The organism is Herbiconiux sp. L3-i23 (genome assembly GCF_023734115.1).
Classification (GTDB): Bacteria; Actinomycetota; Actinomycetes; order Actinomycetales; family Microbacteriaceae; genus Naasia.
Genome location: NZ_AP025737.1, coordinates 2,160,967 through 2,180,677 on the forward strand (window position 1 = coordinate 2,160,967; position 19,711 = coordinate 2,180,677).

Annotated in this window: 20 protein-coding genes; 10 read left to right on the top strand and 10 right to left on the bottom strand. The window is 70.3% G+C overall.

The genetic code is table 11. The features are described from left to right. Positions 1-2: 2 nt before the first annotated feature. Positions 3-521: an isoprenylcysteine carboxyl methyltransferase family protein gene (locus tag NGH83_RS10290; RefSeq protein WP_251856162.1), complete on the bottom strand. Its 519-nt coding sequence runs from the start codon at positions 519-521 to the stop codon at positions 3-5. Next, complete coding sequence (locus NGH83_RS10295) at positions 518-1,606, bottom strand: type III polyketide synthase (RefSeq protein ID WP_251856163.1); 1,089 nt, start codon at positions 1,604-1,606, stop codon at positions 518-520. The genes NGH83_RS10290 and NGH83_RS10295 overlap by 4 nt, the downstream gene beginning before the upstream one ends. A gap of 272 nt (positions 1,607-1,878) precedes the next feature. Between NGH83_RS10295 and NGH83_RS10300 the strand changes: the two genes are divergently transcribed. From NGH83_RS10300 to NGH83_RS10330, 7 genes are all read left to right on the top strand, one after another. After that, positions 1,879-2,538, top strand: coding sequence for an SDR family oxidoreductase (locus NGH83_RS10300; RefSeq protein ID WP_251856164.1), 660 nt, complete (start codon positions 1,879-1,881; stop codon positions 2,536-2,538). Positions 2,539-2,540: 2 nt separating this feature from the next. After that, positions 2,541-3,557 (top strand): magnesium and cobalt transport protein CorA, encoded by a 1,017-nt coding sequence (locus NGH83_RS10305; RefSeq protein ID WP_251856165.1) that lies wholly within the window; start codon positions 2,541-2,543, stop codon positions 3,555-3,557. Positions 3,558-3,621: 64 nt separating this feature from the next. Next, positions 3,622-4,455 (top strand): arginase family protein, encoded by an 834-nt coding sequence (locus NGH83_RS10310; RefSeq protein WP_251856166.1) that lies wholly within the window; start codon positions 3,622-3,624, stop codon positions 4,453-4,455. Positions 4,456-4,525: 70 nt separating this feature from the next. Next, on the top strand, positions 4,526-5,326 hold the full coding sequence (locus tag NGH83_RS10315; RefSeq protein WP_251856167.1) for a crotonase/enoyl-CoA hydratase family protein: 801 nt from the start codon (positions 4,526-4,528) through the stop codon (positions 5,324-5,326). Beyond that, positions 5,323-6,789: an NAD(P)/FAD-dependent oxidoreductase gene (locus NGH83_RS10320; RefSeq protein ID WP_251856168.1), complete on the top strand. Its 1,467-nt coding sequence runs from the start codon at positions 5,323-5,325 to the stop codon at positions 6,787-6,789. The genes NGH83_RS10315 and NGH83_RS10320 overlap by 4 nt, the downstream gene beginning before the upstream one ends. Beyond that, positions 6,786-7,289, top strand: coding sequence for a hypothetical protein (locus tag NGH83_RS10325; RefSeq protein WP_371872660.1), 504 nt, complete (start codon positions 6,786-6,788; stop codon positions 7,287-7,289). The genes NGH83_RS10320 and NGH83_RS10325 overlap by 4 nt, the downstream gene beginning before the upstream one ends. Continuing rightward, positions 7,286-8,173, top strand: a complete 888-nt coding sequence (locus NGH83_RS10330) for an SDR family NAD(P)-dependent oxidoreductase (protein WP_251856169.1) — start codon at positions 7,286-7,288, stop codon at positions 8,171-8,173. The genes NGH83_RS10325 and NGH83_RS10330 overlap by 4 nt, the downstream gene beginning before the upstream one ends. Positions 8,174-8,198: 25 nt before the next feature. On the opposite strand, the gene NGH83_RS10335 is transcribed toward NGH83_RS10330, so the two are convergent. The 6 genes from NGH83_RS10335 to NGH83_RS10360 form a co-directional block, all read right to left on the bottom strand. Then, a complete protein-coding gene (locus tag NGH83_RS10335; protein ID WP_251856170.1) occupies positions 8,199-9,122 on the bottom strand; it encodes a siderophore-interacting protein in 924 nt (307 codons plus the stop codon). Between the two features lie 60 nt (positions 9,123-9,182). Then, positions 9,183-10,610 (bottom strand): amidase, encoded by a 1,428-nt coding sequence (locus NGH83_RS10340; protein ID WP_251856171.1) that lies wholly within the window; start codon positions 10,608-10,610, stop codon positions 9,183-9,185. Positions 10,611-10,704: 94 nt separating this feature from the next. Beyond that, the gene (locus NGH83_RS10345) at positions 10,705-11,283 is read right to left on the bottom strand and encodes a GNAT family N-acetyltransferase (protein WP_251856172.1); all 579 of its coding nucleotides are present in this window, start codon (positions 11,281-11,283) and stop codon (positions 10,705-10,707) included. Positions 11,284-11,336: 53 nt separating this feature from the next. Then, a complete protein-coding gene (locus NGH83_RS10350; protein WP_251856173.1) occupies positions 11,337-12,029 on the bottom strand; it encodes a uracil-DNA glycosylase in 693 nt (230 codons plus the stop codon). Between the two features lie 6 nt (positions 12,030-12,035). Further along, the gene (locus NGH83_RS10355) at positions 12,036-12,758 is read right to left on the bottom strand and encodes a Type 1 glutamine amidotransferase-like domain-containing protein (protein ID WP_251856174.1); all 723 of its coding nucleotides are present in this window, start codon (positions 12,756-12,758) and stop codon (positions 12,036-12,038) included. 13 nt (positions 12,759-12,771) lie between these two features. Beyond that, the gene (locus tag NGH83_RS10360) at positions 12,772-13,317 is read right to left on the bottom strand and encodes a phosphoribosyltransferase (protein WP_251856175.1); all 546 of its coding nucleotides are present in this window, start codon (positions 13,315-13,317) and stop codon (positions 12,772-12,774) included. Positions 13,318-13,397: 80 nt separating this feature from the next. Between NGH83_RS10360 and NGH83_RS10365 the strand changes: the two genes are divergently transcribed. Together NGH83_RS10365 and NGH83_RS10370 are read left to right on the top strand one after the other, a co-directional pair. Next, positions 13,398-14,876: an MFS transporter gene (locus NGH83_RS10365; protein ID WP_251856176.1), complete on the top strand. Its 1,479-nt coding sequence runs from the start codon at positions 13,398-13,400 to the stop codon at positions 14,874-14,876. 152 nt (positions 14,877-15,028) lie between these two features. After that, positions 15,029-16,390, top strand: a complete 1,362-nt coding sequence (locus NGH83_RS10370; protein ID WP_251856177.1) for an HNH endonuclease signature motif containing protein — start codon at positions 15,029-15,031, stop codon at positions 16,388-16,390. 455 nt (positions 16,391-16,845) lie between these two features. Here NGH83_RS10370 and NGH83_RS10375 read toward each other — a convergent pair whose 3' ends face one another. Next, positions 16,846-17,652 carry a potassium channel family protein gene (locus NGH83_RS10375; protein ID WP_251856178.1) on the bottom strand — a complete coding sequence of 269 codons (807 nt, stop codon included), beginning with the start codon at positions 17,650-17,652 and terminating at the stop codon, positions 16,846-16,848. Positions 17,653-17,697: 45 nt separating this feature from the next. Beyond that, positions 17,698-18,474 (bottom strand): SDR family oxidoreductase, encoded by a 777-nt coding sequence (locus NGH83_RS10380; RefSeq protein WP_251856179.1) that lies wholly within the window; start codon positions 18,472-18,474, stop codon positions 17,698-17,700. Between the two features lie 84 nt (positions 18,475-18,558). On the opposite strand from NGH83_RS10380, the gene NGH83_RS10385 reads away from it, so the two are divergent. Then, positions 18,559-19,644 carry an acyltransferase family protein gene (locus NGH83_RS10385; RefSeq protein ID WP_251856180.1) on the top strand — a complete coding sequence of 362 codons (1,086 nt, stop codon included), beginning with the start codon at positions 18,559-18,561 and terminating at the stop codon, positions 19,642-19,644. Positions 19,645-19,711 lie beyond the last annotated feature (67 nt).

Genomic DNA, 19,711 nt, shown 5'->3' on the forward strand with positions numbered 1-19,711 from the left:
CGTCAGCGGGAGGGGGCCAGGGCCTTGTTCTCCGTGGGGATGCGGAAGGCCAGCAGCAGCCAGGCGTTCAGCGCCGTGAAGGCCAGTGCGGTGATCCACGCCGAGTGGACCAGCGGGAGGGCGATGCCCTCGAGGGCGACCACGACGTAGTTCGGGTGGGTGAGAAACCGGTACGGCCCCCGCGTGACGAGCGGCATGCTCGGCACCACGATGACCCGGGTGTTCCACTGATGCCCGAGAGTCGCGATGCACCAGTACCGCAGCACCTGCGAGAGCACGACCAGCGCGAGCATCGGCCAGCCGAGCCACGGGATGAACGGGCGATCCAACGCGACCACCTCGATGAAGCACGCCACCAGAAGCCCGGTGTGCAGGGCGACCATCCACGGGAAGTGGCCCTTGCCGTATTCGACTCCCCCGCGTGCGAACGCCCACTTGGCGTTGCGGGTCGAGAGCACCAGCTCGACGATGCGCTCGACACCGGTCGCGAGCAGCAGCGCCGCGTACCAGGCGACGCTCACGCCGCCGCGCCGTACTGCTCGGGCCAGCGCAGCAGCACCAGCTCGGCGCTCAGCCCGGGGCCGAGCGCGAACAGCAGGCCGCTGTCGCCCGAGCGGTGCTCGGCGCGTTCCAGCGAATCGGCGAGCACGTGCAGCACCGACGACGACGAGAGATTGCCGACCGCCGCCATCGACCGCCAGCTCGACTCGAGCGCATCGTCGGAGATATCGAGCGCGCGGGCGAACGCCTCGAGCACCCGCGGGCCGCCCGGGTGGGCGAAGTATTCGGCGACCCCGCCGAGATCGAGACCGTTGTCGCCGAGGAACTCGATGACGTCGTGCGAGAAGTGCGCATCGACGACATCGGCGACGCCGCCGGTCAGGATGATGCGGAACCCGGTCGACCCCGGCGTGAAGCCGAGGACGTGACCGCTGTCCGGGTAGAGGTGACTGCGGGCGTCGACGATCTCGGGACCGGTGTGCTGCAGGCTCGCAGCCCGGCGTGCCCCGACCGCGACGACGGCGGCCGCGCCGTCGCCGAACAGCCCGCTCGCCACCAGGTTCGCCATGGAGTCGTCGTCGCGCTGCACCGTGAGCGAGCACAGCTCGACCGAGACGAGCAGCGCGACATCGTCGGAATGACCGAGCAGGTAGTCATGCAGCCGCCCGATCCCGGCGGCGCCACCCACGCAGCCGAGCCCGAACATCGGCACCCGCTTCACGTTCTCGCGGAGACCGAGGCGCGGCACCAGCAGCGCGTCGACCGACGGCGCGGAGACGCCGGTGACCGAGGTGAAAATGACGAGATCGACCTCGTCGGCGCGGATGCCCGCCCGATCGAGCGCGCGCTGCGACGCCTGCTCGGCGAGCCCGGTGGCGGCGTCGATGAACCGGTCGTTCGACTGCGTGAAGGTGAGCGCCTCGCGGTACTGCTCGAGCGGCATGACGAGGTGCCGGGTCGCCACTTTGCTGCCCTCGTGCAGTCGTCGCATCACCGCCTGCTTGGCGGGATCGGAGGTGATCATGGGCGCGAGCATCTCGGTGATCTCACTCTGCGCGTACCGATAGGGCGGTAGCGCGGTGGCGACGGCGGCGATCCTGCTCACGTGTCGCAACGTACCACCGCGATCCTGAGCGGATTCCCCCGCTTCCGACAGGATGGGCGCGGCCGCAGTGCACACGACCAGGTGCACGGATCAGGAGTTCGTGCGTCGTTCAGGACGATTTCGCCCGACACGCCGAGCCTCGGGATCAGAACTCCTGATCCGCGCACGATCTCCTGATCCGTGCACCCGCTGGGGCGAGGAGGCGGCGCGAGAGCGCGAACGGAGCGCGGGGCGCGGAGCGGGCTCGGACCTCGCGGGTCCACAATGGGGGCATGACTCGTATCGCGGTGATCGGCGCTCACGGACAGGTGGGGCAGCGGCTCCTCAACCAGATCTACAACCGAGGCGACGAAGGCGTCGGCATCATCCGCAATCGCGACCACGGCGAGGACCTCGTCCGTCTCGGCGCCGAAGCCGTGCTGCTCGACATCGAGAACTCCGACGTCGAAGCGCTCGCCTCGGTGCTGCGCGGGGTGGACGTCGTCGTCTTCAGCGCCGGCGCCGGCCCGAACTCCGGCCCCGCGCGCAAGCGCACCGTCGACTACAACGGCTCGGTGAAGACGGCCTGGGCGGCCGACCTCGCCGGGGTCGAGCGCATGATCCAGGTCTCGGCGATGGGCGTCGACGAGCCGCTCGCCGACGACACCGAAGAGGGATGGCGCGCCTACGTCGAGGCCAAGCGCGACGCCGACGCGAATCTGCGCGACACCGACCTCGACTGGACCATCATCCGACCCGGCGGGCTCACCACCGACGAGGGCACCGGCCTCGTCACGCTCGGCGACAGCGTCGGGCGAGGCGAGATCCCGCGCGACGACGTCGCCGCCCTGATCCTCGCCGCCATCGACGACGACCGCACCATCGGTCGCACCTTCGAGGCGATCTCGGGCGACACCCCCATCGTGGACGCGATCGACGCCCTGGTGCGCTGACCGTGCCCATCGTCGACAACGCCGTCTACGTCGACGGCCGTCGGGTCGCGGTCCCGCCCACCCTCGAGGAGACCTTCGAGACGGCGCGAGCCCACAAGGGCATGGCCTGGATCGGTCTGTACCGTCCCAGCGAGCAGGAGCTCCGCGCGGTCGCGACCGAGTTCGGGCTGCACCCTCTCGCGGTCGAGGATGCGCTGCACGGTCACCAGCGGGCGAAGCTCGAGAAGTACGGTGACGTCACCTTCGTCGTGCTTCGTCCCGCCCGCTACCTCGACGCCGAGGAGCGGGTCGAGTTCGGCGAGGTCGGCGTCTTCATCGGCGCGGACTTCGTCGTCACCGTCCGCCACGCCGAGTCCCCCGACCTCGCGGCGGTGCGGCATCGGATGGAGGCCTCCCCCGAACTGCTGAAGCTGGGCCCGCCCGCGGCGCTCTACGGAGTCCTCGACCAGGTCGTCGACGAGTACGGTCCCGTCACCGCGGGCCTCGAGAACGACATCGACGAGATCGAGGACCAGCTCTTCGGCGGCGCGACCGATGTCGCCCGTCGCATCTACGAGCTGCTGCGCGAGGTCATCGCGTTCCAGCGCGCCGTCGCGCCGCTCGAGTCGATCCTCCGCAACCTGCAGAGCGCGTTCGAAGCGCACGGAAAGGACGTGGAGCTGATCCGCTACCTGCGCGACGTCCACGATCACGCCATCCAGGTCGCGGAGCGGGCGGACTCGTTCCGTGCTCTGCTGCAGAACGCGCTGATCACCAACTCGGCGCTCGTCGCCGAGGCGCAGAACAGCGAGACGCGGAAGCTGACCGAGACGAGCCTCGCCCAGGGCGAGCAGGTCAAGCGCATCTCGTCGTACGCGGCGATCCTCTTCGCCCCGAGCCTCGTCGGCAGCGTCTACGGCATGAATTTCGTGCACATGCCCGAACTGCACTGGCTGCTCGGCTACCCGTTCGCGCTCGCGCTGATGGCGTTGCTGAGCGGCGGCCTCTTCCTGCTCTTCCGCCGCAACGGCTGGCTCTGACGCCGCGCGCGAACAGGGCGGTCCGGCCCGGCCGTCGCCGGGCGCATGGTCGATACTGAGACCCATGGCTTGGCGCTACGTGGTCACTCCCCAATGGCAGGGTTCCGGTTCCAGCAGGGCGATGCGATTGATCGACGGCGCCGAGGCCATCAAGGGCGACCTCCCCGCCCGCCTGACGATCGAGGTCGACGCTCCGATCGGAGCCGGCGACTCCCTCGGCACAGGGGTGCACCGTCTCTCGTCGATCATCACCGTGCGCGATCGCCTCGCCGACGCACTCGATGGACTCGACGCCGGGGAGACGCCGCTCGTGATCGGCGGCGACTGCGGCGTCGAACTCGCCGCGGTGACGCGCGCGATCCGCACCGAACCGGACACCTGCGTGCTCTGGTTCGACGCGCACGGCGACCTCAACACCCCTGATACATCGCGGAGCTCCGCATTCGGCGGCATGGTGTTGCGCAGCCTGCTCGGCGACGGTGAACCGCTGATCGCCGCCGCGCCGGCGGTCGACCCGTCGCGGGTCGTCCTCGTCGGCGCCCGCGCGCTCGACGACGGCGAAGCCGACTACCTCGCCGGCGGGAGCCTGCACTCGATCTCGGCGGCGGACGTCGACGCCACGACCGTGGTCGACGCGATCGCCGCGACCGGGGCCACGTCCGTCTATCTCCATCTCGATCTCGACGTGCTCGACCCGGCCGAGATCGCCGGCGTCGGATCGGGTGAGCCGTTCGGGCTCTCCCTCGAGACGGTGCTCGCCGTCATCGGGGCGGTCCGAGCCCGCTACCCGCTCTCGGGCGGCGCGATCCTCGGTTTCGCGCCCGAATCCCTTGCCGCCGCGGTCGACGATCTGCCCGCGATCCTGCGCATCCTGTCGGCGATCACGTCCTCCCGCTGACGCCGCCGCGTTCAGCGGAGGCTCAGCCAACACCCGGAATCGGACGCCCCCGTCGCGGTAGCCTTCAGCCATGACTCCCGACGACGGCCGCCCGAGAGTGGTCGTCGAGCGCCGCGGTCACGTGACCCTGGTCGGCCTCGACCGCCCCGAGAAGCGCAACGCGGCCGACGTGCGGATGCTTCGCGAGCTGGCCTCGGCGTACGGCGAGTTCGAACGCGACCCCGAGGCACGCGTCGCGGTGGTGCACGGCGTCGGCGACCACTTCACCGGCGGCCTCGACCTCGCCGACATCGGCCCCCGCATGGCATCGAGCGGTGGGCTCGACCTGGTGCCCGACGGCGGACGCGACCCGTGGGGACTCATCGGCCCCGACCGCACGAAGCCGGTGGTCGTCGCGGTCCAGGGCACCTGCCTCACCCTCGGCGTCGAGCTGATCCTCGCCAGCGAGATCGCGGTCGCCGCCGACTCGACGCGTTTCGGTCAGATCGAGGTCTCGCGCGCCATCCTGCCGTTCGGCGGCGCGACCCTGCGCTTCCCCCGCGCCGTCGGCTGGGGCGACGCGATGCGCTGGATGCTCACGGGCGAGCTCTTCGACGCCGCCGAAGCGCACCGCATCGGCCTCGTCAGCGAGGTCGTGCCGCACGGTCAGCAGCTCGACCGGGCGCTCGCCATCGCCGCGCGGATCGCGGCGCAGGCCCCGCTCGCCGTGCAGGCGACGCTCTCGAACGCCCGCCTCGCCGTCCGAGAGGGCGACGCCGCAGCCGCCGCCCGATTGGGCGACGAATTGACCCGGCTCGCGGCCAGCGAGGACGCCGCCATCGGGATGCGCGCGTTCCTGACGCGAACCGATCCCGACTTCGTCGGTCGATGACCGACGCGAGAGGAGCAGAATCCGTGACGAAGACCTACGACCTGATCGTGATCGGCGCCGGGCCGGTCGGCGAGAACGTCGCCGATTATGCGACGAAGCGCGGGCTCAGCACCGTCATCGTCGAGAGCGAACTCGTCGGAGGCGAGTGCTCCTATTGGGCGTGCACGCCGTCGAAGGCGATCCTGCGGCCCGTGCTCGCTCGCGACTCCGCGCTGCGGGTCGAAGGGGCGAAGGAGTCGATCACCGCACCGATCGACTCCGCCGCCGTACTGCGCCGCCGCGACTCGTTCGTGCACGACTGGAGCGACCAGGGTCAGGTCGACTGGCTCGATTCGGCCGGAATCGATCTCGTGCGCGGTCACGGCCGCATCACCGGGGTGAAGAAGGTCACCGTCACCGCACCCGACGGGTCCGAAATCGAGCTCGAGGCGCGCGCCGCCGTCACCATCGCCACCGGGAGCGCAGCGCTGCTCCCCGACATCCCCGGCCTGCTCGACGTCGACCCGTGGACCAGCCGCGAGGCGACGGGCGCCAAGGAGGTCCCCGCGTCCCTCGCGATCATCGGCGGCGGCGTCGTCGCCGCCGAGATGGCCACCGCCTACACCGGCCTCGGCAGCGAGGTCACGCTCATCGTGCGCGGCACGCTCCTCGAGAAGATGGAGCCGTTCGCCGGGGAACTCGTCGCCGAGCAGCTCGAGAAGAGCGGCGCGACCCTGAAGTCCGGCTCGTCGCCGACTTCCGCCCGGCGCGGAGACGATGGCCTGGTCGTGCTCGAGTTCGATGACGGCAGCACCGTGACGGCGGCGGAAGTGCTCGTCGCGACCGGCCGCACGCCCCGCACCGAAGACCTCGGTCTCGGCAGCATCGGTCTCACCAACGGCGACTGGCTGCAGGTCGACGACACCCTGCTGGTGACGGCGCCGACCAACGACGACGAGAAGTGGCTCTACGCGACCGGCGACGTGAACCATCGCGCGCTCCTCACCCACCAGGGCAAGTACCAGGCGCGCGCCGCCGGCGAGGTCATCGCCGCCCGCGCGCAGGGCCGCCCCGTCGACGACGCCCCGTGGGGGCTGCACGTCGCCACCGCCGACGCCGAAGCCGTCCCGCAGGTAACCTTCACCGACCCCGAGGTCGCCTCGATCGGCCACACCGAGAAGACCGCGACGGACGCCGGATACCCGGTGCGCGTCGTCGACTACGACATCGGCTCGGTCGCGGGCGCCGCCCTGCAAGCCGACGGATACGCGGGCAAGGCGCGACTGATCGTGGACACCGACCGCGACGTCATACTCGGCGCGACCTTCGTCGGCCAAGACGTCGCCGACCTGCTGCATTCGGCCACCATCGCCGTCGTCGGCGAGGTGCCGCTGCGCCGACTCTGGCACGCGGTCCCCTCCTACCCGACCATCAGCGAAATCTGGCTGCGACTGCTCGAGACCTACGGAAGGCCCGAATCGTGAACATCACGCAGGCTCTGGGCGATGCCCGCGACAGCCTTCGCCGAGTCCGCAACTCCCCCGAGATGATGCGCACCTTCCCGCCCGGGTGGATGCGCGCGATCGGCTTCGAGTACGCGACCATCGTCGGCCTCACCATCGGCCTGCCCCTCAGCAAGGGCCGAATCCGCACGGAGGGCGATCTGATCGTGCTCACCGGGCTGCCGAAATGGGCGTTCAAGCGCGGCGGCACGACCGTCGGACGCGTCTACCTGACGCGCAGCAACGACGGTCCCGACGTCATCAAGCACGAGCAGGTGCACCTCGAGCAGTGGCGCAAGTACGGATTCTGGTTCCCGCTGCTCTACGCCCTCGCAGGCCCCGACCCGCTCACGAACCGCTTCGAGATCGAGGCCGGACTCGAAGACGGCGGCTACCTGCCGAAGAAGAAGCGCGCGCCCGCTCGGCGGCCGCGCACGCAGTCGGCGACCGCCACGTTCGAGACCGAAGAGCCCGCCGAGTGAGCCCGCAGCACGACCGCGAGCTGCCGCCGCCGACCGGCATGGTCGGCCGTACGGTCATCCTCACCGGGGCGAGCTCGGGCATCGGACGCGCCGCCGCACGTGCCCTGTCGGCCCTGGGCGCCGATGTGGCCGTCGTCGGTCGCAACCCCGACCGCACCCGCGAGATCGCGTCCGAGCTCGGCGCCGAGCCCTTCGTCGCCGACTTCGGCCGACTCTCCGACGTCAGGGAACTCGCCGATCAGCTGCTCGAGCGCTTCCCGCGCATCCACGTCCTCGCGAACAACGCCGGCGCCATGCAGCACGCGCGCGAGTACACGGTCGACCGCAACGAGCGCACGTTCCAAGAGAGCCACCTGGGCGGATTCCTGCTCACCTCGCTGCTGCTACCCCGCCTGATCGAGACCGCTGCCGATGCCCCTCCCGGCAGCGTGAGGGTGCTGCAGACCGCGAGCATCGCGGCGCGCGGCGGCCGCATCCGACTCGACGACCTCGACAATCAGCACGGTCCATGGCTCGGCGGCTGGCGGGCGTACTCGAACGTCAAGCTCGAGAACGTCATCTTCATCAAGGAGCTCGCCCGCCGCCTGCAGGGCACCGGGGTCGAGGCGTTCTCGTTCCACCCCGGCTTCGTGCGCTCGAACTTCGGCGCGGGGAACTGGGCGATGAGCGTCCTGAACTTCGTCACTCAGGGTCACTACGGCATCAGCCCCGAGCAGGGAGCGGAGCCGCTCATCCGGCTGGCGGCGACGCCCGAGGTCGGCTTCCCGAGCGGGACCTACTTCGACCGTCTCACGGGCGACGGTCCGACCGCGCCCCAGGCCGAGCAGCGTTCGCTCGCCGCCGGACTCTGGCGCGCGAGCGAAGAGCGGGTCGCTCGCAGCTGAGCGGCGGACACGACGGGACCGGCGGTCAGCTGGCTTCCGCGCTGCCTTCGCGCCAGTACCCCATGAACGCGACCTGTCGGCGATCGATGCCGCAGTCGCGGACGAGGTAGCGGCGGATGAGCTTGATCATGCTCGATTCGCCCGCGATCCACACGTAGAGGCCCTCGTGCGGATCCTCGACGGGGGTCTCCCAGAGCATCTCGTCGGTGTCGGGCTCGACCGTGTCATCGGCAGAGGCGAACACGCCGCCGCATTCCGCGGCGTACCAGTCGCGCACCGCGGGAGCGAGCAGCTCGCCGGCACGAGCGCCGTTCCGGGCGATCCAGCGGGTGCTGACCCCGGGGTGCGCGACGACGGTGAGCGCGTCGTCGGCGTGCGGCACTTCGAGGATCGCGTGCGCGCTGATGCTCGCCGGCAGGTTCTCGAGGATCGCGCAGATAGCGGGAACCGCCGTCTCGTCCCCGGCGAAGAGCACCCGCGTGGCGATGCCCGGCTTGAACTCGATGCCCTCGTGCGAGAGGGGGCTGCGTGAATCGGGGCCCACGATGACGAGCGGGTCGCCGACGGCCGCCCGGGACACCCAGGTCGATGCGGGGCCGGTCTCGCCGTGCAGGGCGAAGTCGACATCCAGCCGGCGGGAGTCGGCGTCGATGCGGCGCACCGTGTAGGTGCGGATGGGGTTGCGCAGGTCGTCGGGCAGCTCGCGCCAGCGGGCGTACCAGGTGCCCTCGAGGTGCGTCTCCTCGTCGTCGATGCCGAAGTCGCTGAATCCGCGCCCCGGCAGCGGAAGCACCAGCTTGATGCGCTGATCGAGCCCGTCGACGCCGAAGACGTCGAGGTCGGGACCCGTGAAGGTCACGCGGGTGAACGTGCTGCTGACGCGTTCGATCGCGGCCACCTCCACACGGTACGGACGGTACGACGGCCGGACGAGGGTGGAAGTTAGCACAGCCTTACTTTACTTGCCGTTCGGCGCGAGTCGACCTCCGCGGCGGAAAATCGTCCGCGATCACCAGCCGGGCGGGTGCCGGCGCTGCCACTGCAACGCCCGTTCGAGCTGGCGTCCGATCGAGAGGATGGTGGCCTCCCCACCGGGCCGCCCGATCAGCTGCACTCCCATGGGCAGCCCCTGCTCGGTCGTCGAGACCGGCAGGGTGACGGCCGGCAGCCCGGACACGTTCACGAACGAGGTGAACGGCGTGTAGGCGACCTGCTGCGCGAAGTTCGCGGCACCGTCGTCGGGGTCGTACCAGCCGAGCGGCCGGGGCGGCAGCGCCAGCGCGGGTGTCAGCACGGCGTCGAGCCGTGCCCCCTCGCGCGAGAACCAGGCCCGGTTCACGCCCTTCTCGAAGCGCGACAGGGTCGCGAGCGCCTCGACGAGAGCGGCGACCGGAAGCGAACGGCCCTCCCGGATCAGCCACGCGGTGAGCGGCTCCACGAGACCGAGGCCCTCGTCGCCGAGCGGGATCGCGGCGGCCCCCGCCTTCCACACCGTCTCGAACGCGCCCGCGTATCCGATGCTGTCGGGGAACGGGACCTCCTCGAGCCCGTGGCCGCGGTCGGCCAGCAGCTCGATGGTGTCGTCGAGCGCGCGGCGTGCCGACGGGTCGAGCGCGATCTCGTGCGTGTCGTGCCAGGGCGAGCTCGTGGTGATGCCGATCTGGAAGCGACCTTCGCCGCGCACCGCCTCGCCGAGCAGCCGTCCGGGGTCGGGTGGGCGGAGGGTCGAGAGGAAGTCGATCTCCCCCGACGTCCTGGCGGTCATGGCGTCGAGCAGCATCGCGGCGTCTTCGACGGTGCGGGCGAGGGCGCCGTTCGAGACGAAGCCGGCGAGGCTGTCGGCCGTCGCCGGCACGAGGCCGCGGGTGGGCTTCAACCCGACGAGCCCCGTCGCGGCCGCGGGGATGCGCACCGACCCGCCCCCGTCGGAGCCGGGCGCGAACGGCAGCAGACCCGCGGCGACCGCGACCGCCGCTCCCCCGCTCGAACCGCCCGCACCGAGCGAGAGGTCGTAGGGGTTGCTCGCCGCCGGACGTCCGAGCGGCTCGGTGTAGGAGGGCATCCCGAACTCGGGTGCCGTGGTGGCGCCCACGCTCACGGCACCGGCCTCGTCGAGCACACGGACGATGTCGTCGGTGCCGTCGGCCACGCGGTCGGCGAAGGCACGGGACCCGCCCGTCCAGGAGGCCCCTTCGCGTCGCGAGAGCTCCTTCTCGGCGAGGGGCAGCCCCCACAGCTCGAGACTGCGGGGACGGTCGGCGAGGCGCTTCGCGGTGTCGAGCGCCCGATCCGGGTCGACCCGCGAGAACGCGCCGAGCGGGCCGTTCAGGCGGTCGATGCGGGTCAGGTAGTGCTCGAGCAGCTCGACGGGAGAGACGTCGCCGCGCTGCAGCCAGTCCCACTGTTCCTGCGCGCTCAGGTGATGCAGCTCGAACATGTTCCCGAGCCTAGGTGGTCCCTCCCGGCGTCGGGCTGACCCGACGGGACGGAGCGGCCCGCTGGGCCGGCCACTCGCGGACGCCCGACGAGAGCTACTTCAGGCTCTTCTGCAACAGCACGGTGCCGAGCCAGCGGTCGAACTTGAAGCCGACGCGTCCCATCCGCCCGATCTCCTTGAAGCCGAACGACTCGTGCGTGCGAATGGAGGCTTCGGCGCCCTTGTCGGCGATGACCGCGAGGATCTCCTTCAGCCCCGCCTCCTTCGACCGGTCGATCAGCGCCGCGAGCAGGTCGCGCCCCAACCCCTTGCCGGTGGCGGCGGGACGGAGATAGATCGAGTTCTCGACGGTGTAGCGGTAGGCGCGCTTCTGCTTCCACGGCTGCACGAGCGCGTAACCGAGCACTCCCCCGGTCGGCGACACCGCGACGAGGAACGGCAGCTCGAGCTTCTTCAACATCGCGTACTTCGCGCGCCACTCGCGCAGCGTCATCTGGTCTTCGTCGAAGGTGACCACGCTGTTGACGACGTAGTAGTTGTAGATCTCGCGGACGTCCGGCAGGTCGCGCGGGGCGGCGTCGCGGATCTCGAACGAGAACGGCGCCTCGGGTTCGGCCGGCTTCCGCAGGTGAGGCGGCAGCGACCGGCGAGGCTGGTACTCCTCTTCGAGCATGCCGCCCTCCTTCTCGCCGTACGACGCGATTTTAGTCGCGCGAGAGACACGACTCAGCGCACCGTCCAGTCGACCGGCTCGGCGCCCTGCTCCTCGAGCAGCGCGTTCGCACGGCTGAACGGCCGCGATCCGAAGAATCCGCGCGACGCCGACAGCGGGCTCGGATGCACCGACGCGATCACGGGAACATCACCGAGCATGGGCTTCAGGGTCTGGGCGTCGTTGCCCCAGAGGATCGCGACGAGCGGTCCGCCGCGTTCGACGAGCCTCCGGATGGCGAGCTCGGTGACCCGCTCCCACCCTTTGCGGCGATGGGATCCGGGAGCGCCGGCGTCGACGGTGAGGACCCTGTTGAGCAGCAGCACGCCGTTCTCGCTCCACGAGGTGAGGTCGCCATGCGAGGCGGGTGCGATGCCGAGATCGTCGTTCAGTTCGCGGTAGATGTTGGCGAGGCTGCGTGGCAGCGGGCGCACCGCGCGGGACGTCGCGAAGGACAACCCGATCGGGTGGCCGGGCGTCGGGTAGGGGTCCTGACCGACGATGAGCACCCGCACCTCTGCCAGCGGTCGCCGGAATGCGCGCAGTACGTCCGGCCCGGCGGGGAGGGTCTGTCGGCCGGCCGCGTGCTCGGCCCGCAGGAACTCGCCGAGCGCGGTCAGAGTGGGCTGGGCATCCGCAAGCGCCTCGGCCCAGCCGGGGTCGACCTCACCGTCGGCGGCCAGCTCGGCGAGGCTCTTTGCCTGCACGAGCCGTCAGCTCACAGCCGAGAGCACCGAGACACCCACGCCGCCGTCGGCCGGCGAGACGCGCCACACGTTGCCAGTGCCGACCACCAGTGCGCCCTGGGGCCCGACGATGAGGGATGTTCCCTCGTCGATGGCGACCGCGCCGTCGATCAGACCGGCGGCAGCCGCCGCGACCACGCGCGACAGCGTTCCCCACTGGGCGGCGTGCACGTCGACGGTGAGGTCGACGAGCCCGATGCCGGGCGCGATGGTGACCTCGTCGAGCTCTTCGGAGGTCTCTTCGGGGGCCACCTCGACGTCGCCGATGCGCCATCCGCCGAGCACCGCGCGCTCCGCCGCGATCATGGCGCCCGCCGAGAACCCGAGGTAGGGGACGCCGTCGGCGACGAGCTCGCGGAGCCGGGCGAAGATCGGCTCGAGCGACCGATGGTAGGCGGGGGTGAGGCCTCCGCCGACGAACACGCCGTCGACCTCGTCCAAGATGTCGACGGAGGCCGGGAAGCCTTCGACGAGAACGGTGACCCGTTCATCGACCGCCCCGACGTGGGTGAGGCCTGCGACGAGCTTCGCAGCGTGCTCGAGTCCGTCGCCGTCGCGGACGACGATCACCGCGATGCGCGGTTTGCCCGCGTATCCCGTTGCCTCGGCGCGCTCGGCGCACTCGGCGACGAAACGCTCGTACACGCCAGGGGCGTCGCCCCAACCGCCGCCGACCAGATGGACGCTCACCGACCGCCCGCTCTCAGGCGCCGGCCGGGCGCGCGGCAGCCGTGACAGGGGGCTGCGCCGACCAGGGGAAGGTGATCCACAGGTCGGTGTCGCGCCACGCGTAGTCGGGCACGAAGATCGTCTGCGGCTTCGTGTACAGCGTCACGCTGCGCACCTCGGCGCCCATGCCCTCGATGATCTCGACCGCCAGCTTGAGCGTCTGCCCCGACTGGGAGACGTCGTCGGCGAGCAGCACGCGCTTGCCGGCGAGCGCCGACCCGTCGAGCAGCGGCGGCAGGACGAGCGGCTCGGGCAGGGTCTCGTCGATGCCGGTGTAGAGCTCGACGTTGATCGCGCCGCAGCTCTTCACCCCGAGCGCGTACGCGATGGCGCCTCCGACGGTGAGCCCGCCTCGTGCGATCGCGATCACGATCTCGGGTTCGAAGCCGCTGTCCGCGATCTGCTGGGCGAGGGCACGCGACGCGTCGCCGAAGTCAGCCCAGCTGAGGACCTCCTTCGCGATGGCGGTCGTCTGCGCCGCAGTCGGCGCGGGGTCTGAGGTGGCAGGCTCCGAAGTCACATCAGCAACGGTACCGCCACGCGATCGGACCGATTCGCGCCGGTTCCCGCCCCGGGGCGACCTCGCGGATAGCATGCAGCATGGCATCAGCGGTGCGCTCCCGTGCGGGCGCGGTGACGTTCGGACTCGTCGGGTGGTTGTTCGCGGTCGAGATCGTGAGCGGCCTCCTGCAGGGCTACTACATCCCGATCGCCTCGCCGATCGCCCGCCACCTGCAGATCGACGACGCGCAGTTCAACTGGTTCGAGGCCGCCCAGCTGCTGGTGTCGTCGATCGCGTTGCCCGTGCTCGCGAAGCTCGGCGACATGTACGGCCACAAGCGGATCCTGCTGATCTCGAGCGCGCTGACCGCGGGCGCCAGCTGGTGGCTGGTCGCGGCGGGCGACTTCTCCTCGTTCCTCGCCGCCTGGGCACTGCAGGGCTTCTACGTGGTGTGGCTGCCGCTCGAGGTGGCGATCATCTTCTCTCGGGCGCGTGCGACCGGGGTCGCGAACGCGACGACGAGGCGCGCATCCGGCGCCCTCATCGCGGCGCTGCAACTCGGCGCCATCCTTGGCGCCCTGACCGGCGGCAGGCTGCTCACCGCGTTCGGAGGCGAGGTGGCGCCCACTCTCGCCGTGCCTGCAATCGCGGTCACGCTGGTGTTCTTCGTCGTGCTCTTCGGAGTGCCGTCGATGAAGCCCGACCTCACCGACCGGAAGCTCGATCTCGGCGGTTTCGTGCTGCTCGGCTTCGCGCTGCTCGTCATCACCTCGGCGCTCACTTTCTTCCGCATCAACGGCGTCGACACCTGGTGGGTGTGGCTGCTGCTGGTCGTCGGCGTCGCCCTGTTCGCGCCGTTCGGGTTCTACGAGCTGCGCAAGAAGGACCCCGCCATCGACCTGCGGATGCTGCGTCGCCCCGAGATGTGGCCGATTCAGACAACGGCGGGCCTGTTCGGCATCAGCGTGCTCGGGGCGCAGGTGCCGTTGTCGACGTTCGCCGCGACCGATCCGGCGGCCGGATACGGGCTGGGGCTCGATCCGTCGACGGTGTCGAACCTGATCGGCGTCTATCTCGGCGGCGTCATCCTCGGTGCCGTTGCGTTCCCCTTCGTAGTGAAGCTGGTCTCCCCTCGGGTGACGCTGATCGGCGCCTCCCTCCTCGTCGGCGTCGGATACCTGCTGTTCCTGCCGTTCCACGCGACGATCGTGCACGTCATCACCAACATGGTGATCGCGGGGCTCGGTTCCGGCGCGCTCCTCGCGGCGCTCCCGTCCGCGGCCGCCGCGGCGGCGCCCGTAGGCCAGACGGGCATCGGCGCCGGGCTCACGAATACGACGAAGACAATCGGGGGGACGTTCTCGTCGGCGATCTTCGCGGTCGCGCTCGCCGCCGGTGCCGGCGGGGTGATCACGACGGCGGCGTCGTTCTCGGGCTATGTCACGGTCTGGGCGGTGTGCGGCGGTGCCGCGATCCTGTCCGCCGTGCTGCTGCTGTTCGTCCCCCGCCTGGCCTTCTCCGACCCGCCCCTCACCGAAAGCGCCGAAGAGTCCCCCAGCCCGGACCTGGTCGCGTAGGCCCCGGTCGCTGAGCCGCCGCACAGCGGCCCAGCTCAGAAGACCCGGTCGCTGAGCCGCCGCGAAGCGGCCCTGCGATGCGACTAGTGGGCAGGTTGCGGCCAGCCTTTCGACCCCGCGGCAATGTCGGTGGCCACTGCTTCACTATTCGTATGTCGACCCCGCCGCTCCCCCCTCTGCTGGCTGAGCGGTGGGACGACTTCGAAGAGTTCGACGACCTCGACGCCACCCCCGACGACGAGTCGCGGCGGCACCTGAACCGGCTCGCCGACCGGCTCCTCGACACCAAGCGAGCCGAGGCCGCGGCGGCCGCTGACCGGTACCGGGTGGTGGATGAGTTCCGCCGGGAATGGGAGTCCTCGTCCGCCTCGAAAGCGTCGTTGGCGGGGATGCGGGTCCGGGCGATGCGCGCCGAACTCGCCGCCGCCCTCGGCCTGTCCGAGCGCACCGTCGAATCGTTGGTCGGTCGCGCCAAGGCGTTGACCACCGATCTGCCCTCGACCCTGATCGCGCTCCAGCGCGGGCAGGTGTCGGATCGGCAGGTGCAGGTCATCGTCGACGAAGCCGCCGGCCTCACTTCTGAAGAGATGGCGGGGTTCGAGGCGGCGATCCTCCCCGAAGCCACGATTCTGTCGGGTCCGAAGTTCGCCCGGAAGGCCCGCACCCTGCGAGAGCACCTGCGCGCCACCGACCTCACCCAACGCCACACCACCGCGGCCGAGTTCCGCGACCTGAGCCTTGCCGGTCAACGCGACGGGATGGCCGACCTGCTGCTGCACGCCCCCGCCCAGCACTCGGTCGCGATCTACCAGCGGGTCGACCAGATCGCCCGCACCCTCACCGGCCCGGACGACACCCGCACCCTGGCGCAGAAACGCGCCGACGTGTTCATCGCCCTGCTCCTCGACCCCGGCGCCGTGTTCCCCTCCACGGACACCGATAACGAGCAAGGGCCCCGGCAGGCGACCCTGCACAGGGGTGTCCGGCCGAACGTGAACGTCACCGTCCCGGCCCTGTCGCTCCTCGGCCAGTCGAATGAGCCCGCGAACCTTGAAGGGTACGGGCCCATCAGCGTTGACACCGCCCGGGAGCTGGCCGGGGCGGCGACCGGGTTCCACCGGATCCTCACCCACCCCGAAACCGGGGTGATCCTCTCCATCGGCCGCGACAAGTACGAAGTCCCCGCCGAGCTGAAGCGGTTCCTCCGGGCGCGGGATGAGACCTGCCGGTTCGTGGGCTGCAACCGACCCGCCGCAGCGTCGGACATCGACCACACGGTCGCCTGGGAAGACGGTGGCGGCACCAACGTGTGGAACCTGGGCTGCCTCTGCAAGGGCCACCACCGGTTGAAACACAACACCGCCTGGGTCGTCACACAGACCCGGGACGGGACCGGGGACTACACCTGGACCTCACCCCTCGGCCGGGACTACACCACCAAACCCGCCATCCGAATCGGCGCCGGCGTCATCACCCAAACCACCTGGCTCGACAACGACCCACCACCCTTCTGACGCTTCACAACAGCGAATACGAGAGTCCCGTCATTTCGCGACGGGCCTGGCGGCCCTCCTCAATGACCAGAAACCGCCGGTCGCTGAGCCGCCGCGCAGCGGCCCTGCGATGCGACGGGCCAACGAATCCCGCTGAGGCTCCGACCCCAATGCAACCCCCGTCATTTCGCGACGGGCCTGGCGGCCCTTCTCAATGACCAGGAAATCCGGGTCGCTGAGCCGCCGCGCAGCGACCCTGCGACGCGACCAGCCAAAAGATCGCGCCCGAGCTTCAGCGCAAGCACGAGAGTCCCGTCATCTCGCGACGGGCCTAGCGGCCCTCCGGGGTGACCAGGAAACCCCGGTCGCTGAGCCGCCGCGCAGCGGCCCTGCGATGCGACGGGTCGACGAATCACGCTAAGGCTCCTACCCCAAGCGCAACTCCCGTCATTTCGCGACGGGCCTGGCGGCCCTCCTCAATGACCAGGTGCCTGATTGGCTGCGGGCGGCGTCGACTGAGCGGCGGCTCCCTGGTCGTGCAGCAGCCGGCGGAGGATCTCGATCTCGCTCTTCAGCTGGTCGATCTCGTTGTGGCCGAGACCCGCCTGCTTCGCCGGGCGGGAGACGACCTCGACGAACCACGACGCGAAGCTCGCGGTGACGACACCGAGCAGGGCGACGCCGCCGACCATGAGGCCGATCGCGATCGCGCGACCGAGCACCGTCACCGGATACACGTCGCCGTATCCGACGGTCGTGATCGTCGTGCACGCCCACCACACCGCATCGCCGAAACTGGTGATGTTCGCACCGGGCGCGCCCCGTTCGACGTCGAACACGGCGAGCGCCGCCGCGAGCACCAGCAGCACGGTGCCGCCCGCGATGTACAGCCCCACCCGGCTGCGCAGACGCGCACCCGCGTGCCGGTCGATGACGAGGAGCACGGTGACGAGCCGCAGCAGCGCCAGCGGCCGCAGCACCGGGAGCACGATGAAGAGCAGGTCGAACCAGTGCCGGCGGACGAACATCCACTTCCTCGGCACGAGCGCGAACCGCACGATGTAGTCGGCTGCGAACAACAGCCAGGTGCCCCACACGACCACACGGCACGCGGCGCGCACCCACGGCCACAGATCCTGCTCGAGGATCGGCAGGGCGTACGCGACGAGGAAGATCAGCGCGGCGCCGAGCAGCGGCCAACTCGTGCGCTGCACCCACGCCTCGTAGCGCCTGTTCGTGTTGTCCTTTGACACCTCGTCGAGAACGTCAGCGGTCGTCGTCACCCCGCCAGAGTAGGGGCGGCACAACGGCCCGGCGTTCCGGCGCGCTCAGTCGCCCTTCACGCGGAGCGGCCCGCGGATCACCTTGAACTGCGCCGGCTGCGCAACGGGACGCACGGTGATGTGGTCGAGGTTCACGTGCCCCGGCAGTTCGACCGAGTAGACGACGACATCGGCGATGTCCTCGGCGGTCAGCGGATGCTCGACACCCGCGTACACCTTGTCGGCACGTTCCTGGTCGCCGTCGAAACGGTTGAGCGAGAACTCCTCGGTCTTCACCATGCCGGGCGCCACCTCGATGACCCGCAACGGCTCCCCCGCCAACTCGAGACGCAGCACCTCGGTGAGCTTCAGCAGCGCAGCCTTCGTGGCGTTGTACCCGGCGCCGCCCTCGTACACCTCGGTCGCCGCGATCGAGGTGATGTTGACGATGCTCGCCCAGCCGGCCTCCGACGCGGCGCGACGCAGCAGCGGAAGCAGGGCGGCCGTCGTGCGCTGCACCGACACGACGTTGACCTCGAACATCCACCGCCAGTCGTCGGCGTCGCCCGCTTCGACACTGTCGAGCCCGCGAGCGCCGCCCGCGTTGTTCACCAGCAGATCGACCCCTCCGCGCTCAGCGAGATGGGCTCGCAGCGCCTCGATGTCGTCCGCCACGGTCAGATCGGCGACGAACCACTCGGCACCCGTCTCGGCGGCCAGCGCCTCGAGACGATCTTGACGCCGCGCGACACCGGTCACATCCCAGCCGTGCTCGCGCAGCCGGGCCGCGATCGCCCAGCCGATACCCGAGCTTGCTCCGGTCACCACAGCATGACGCGCCACGGGCGCCTCCCTCTCTCCGTCGGATCGATCGGGCGCCGCTGCCCGTCCCCGCCACGCTAGCCGCTCGCGCCCTAGGCTGTGGCCGTGGCCTCCCCCGACAATGATGCCGGAACAGACAGTGTCGCCGGAACCGCGACGAAGCGGCGGATCCCGCTCTGGGACAACGCCCGGTTCGCGGCGATCTTCCTCGTCGTCGTCGGTCACGCGATCCTGCGCCTCACCCCCGCGGACGGACCCGCGTCGGTGCTCTACCTGGTCGTCTACCAGTTCCACATCCCGCTGCTCGTGCTGGTCAGCGGCTACTTCGCGAAGTCGTCGCTCGGCCGCCGCGAGCTCACCCGCATCGTCACCGACATCGCCATCCCCTACTTCGTCTTCGAGACGATCTGGACGATCGTGCAATGGCTCGTCGAAGGCAACGACGTCGTCAACTACGCGAACCCGTCATGGACCCTCTGGTTCCTCCTCGCCCTCATCGGCTGGCGCCTCCTGCTGCCGGTGCTCGCCGTCACCCGGTTCCCGCTGGCGGCGGCGGCGCTGATCTCGATCGGGGCCGGTTACCTCGGCGACATCGACCAGACCTTCGCGATCTCGCGGATGCTCGGCCTGCTCCCCTTCTTCGTGCTCGGCTGGCGGCTGCGCACCTGGGAGCCGGGAGGGCGCACCCTCACGAGCCGTTGGGACGACGCCTCACGCCGCGGCGTCATCATCGTCCGGGTCGTCGCCGCCGCGCTGTTCGCCGTCGTGATCGTGGCGACCGCCCTGCAACTCGAGACCTGGCGCGACCTCAAGATCCGGCGGTTCCTGCTTTTCGACGAGGCCTACCCCTTCATCGGATACGACGAGTGGTGGGCAGGACTCGTCCGCCTCGCCGTCCTCCTTCTCGGCGCCGTGCTCAGCGTCGCGTTCCTCACGCTGCTCCCCCGCCGCACCACGTGGTTCACCGGGTTCGGTTCGGCGACCATGTACGTCTATCTGCTGCACACCTTCTTCCTCTACCCGCTGCGCGAGACCGGGTTCATCGAGGACAACGCGTCGACCTGGCTGCTCGTCGTCCTCCTCGCCCTCTCGTTCGGGATCACCGTGCTGCTCAGCACCGCGCCCGTGCGCCGCCTCCTCCGACCCCTCGTGGAACCGCGCCCGAATTTCCTGCTGGGGCCCGAGCGCTGAGACCGTCGTCACGGCCACCCGCTTTCGGTTACGCCGTGTTTCGGGAGCATTGCCGCTCCCCTTGCCG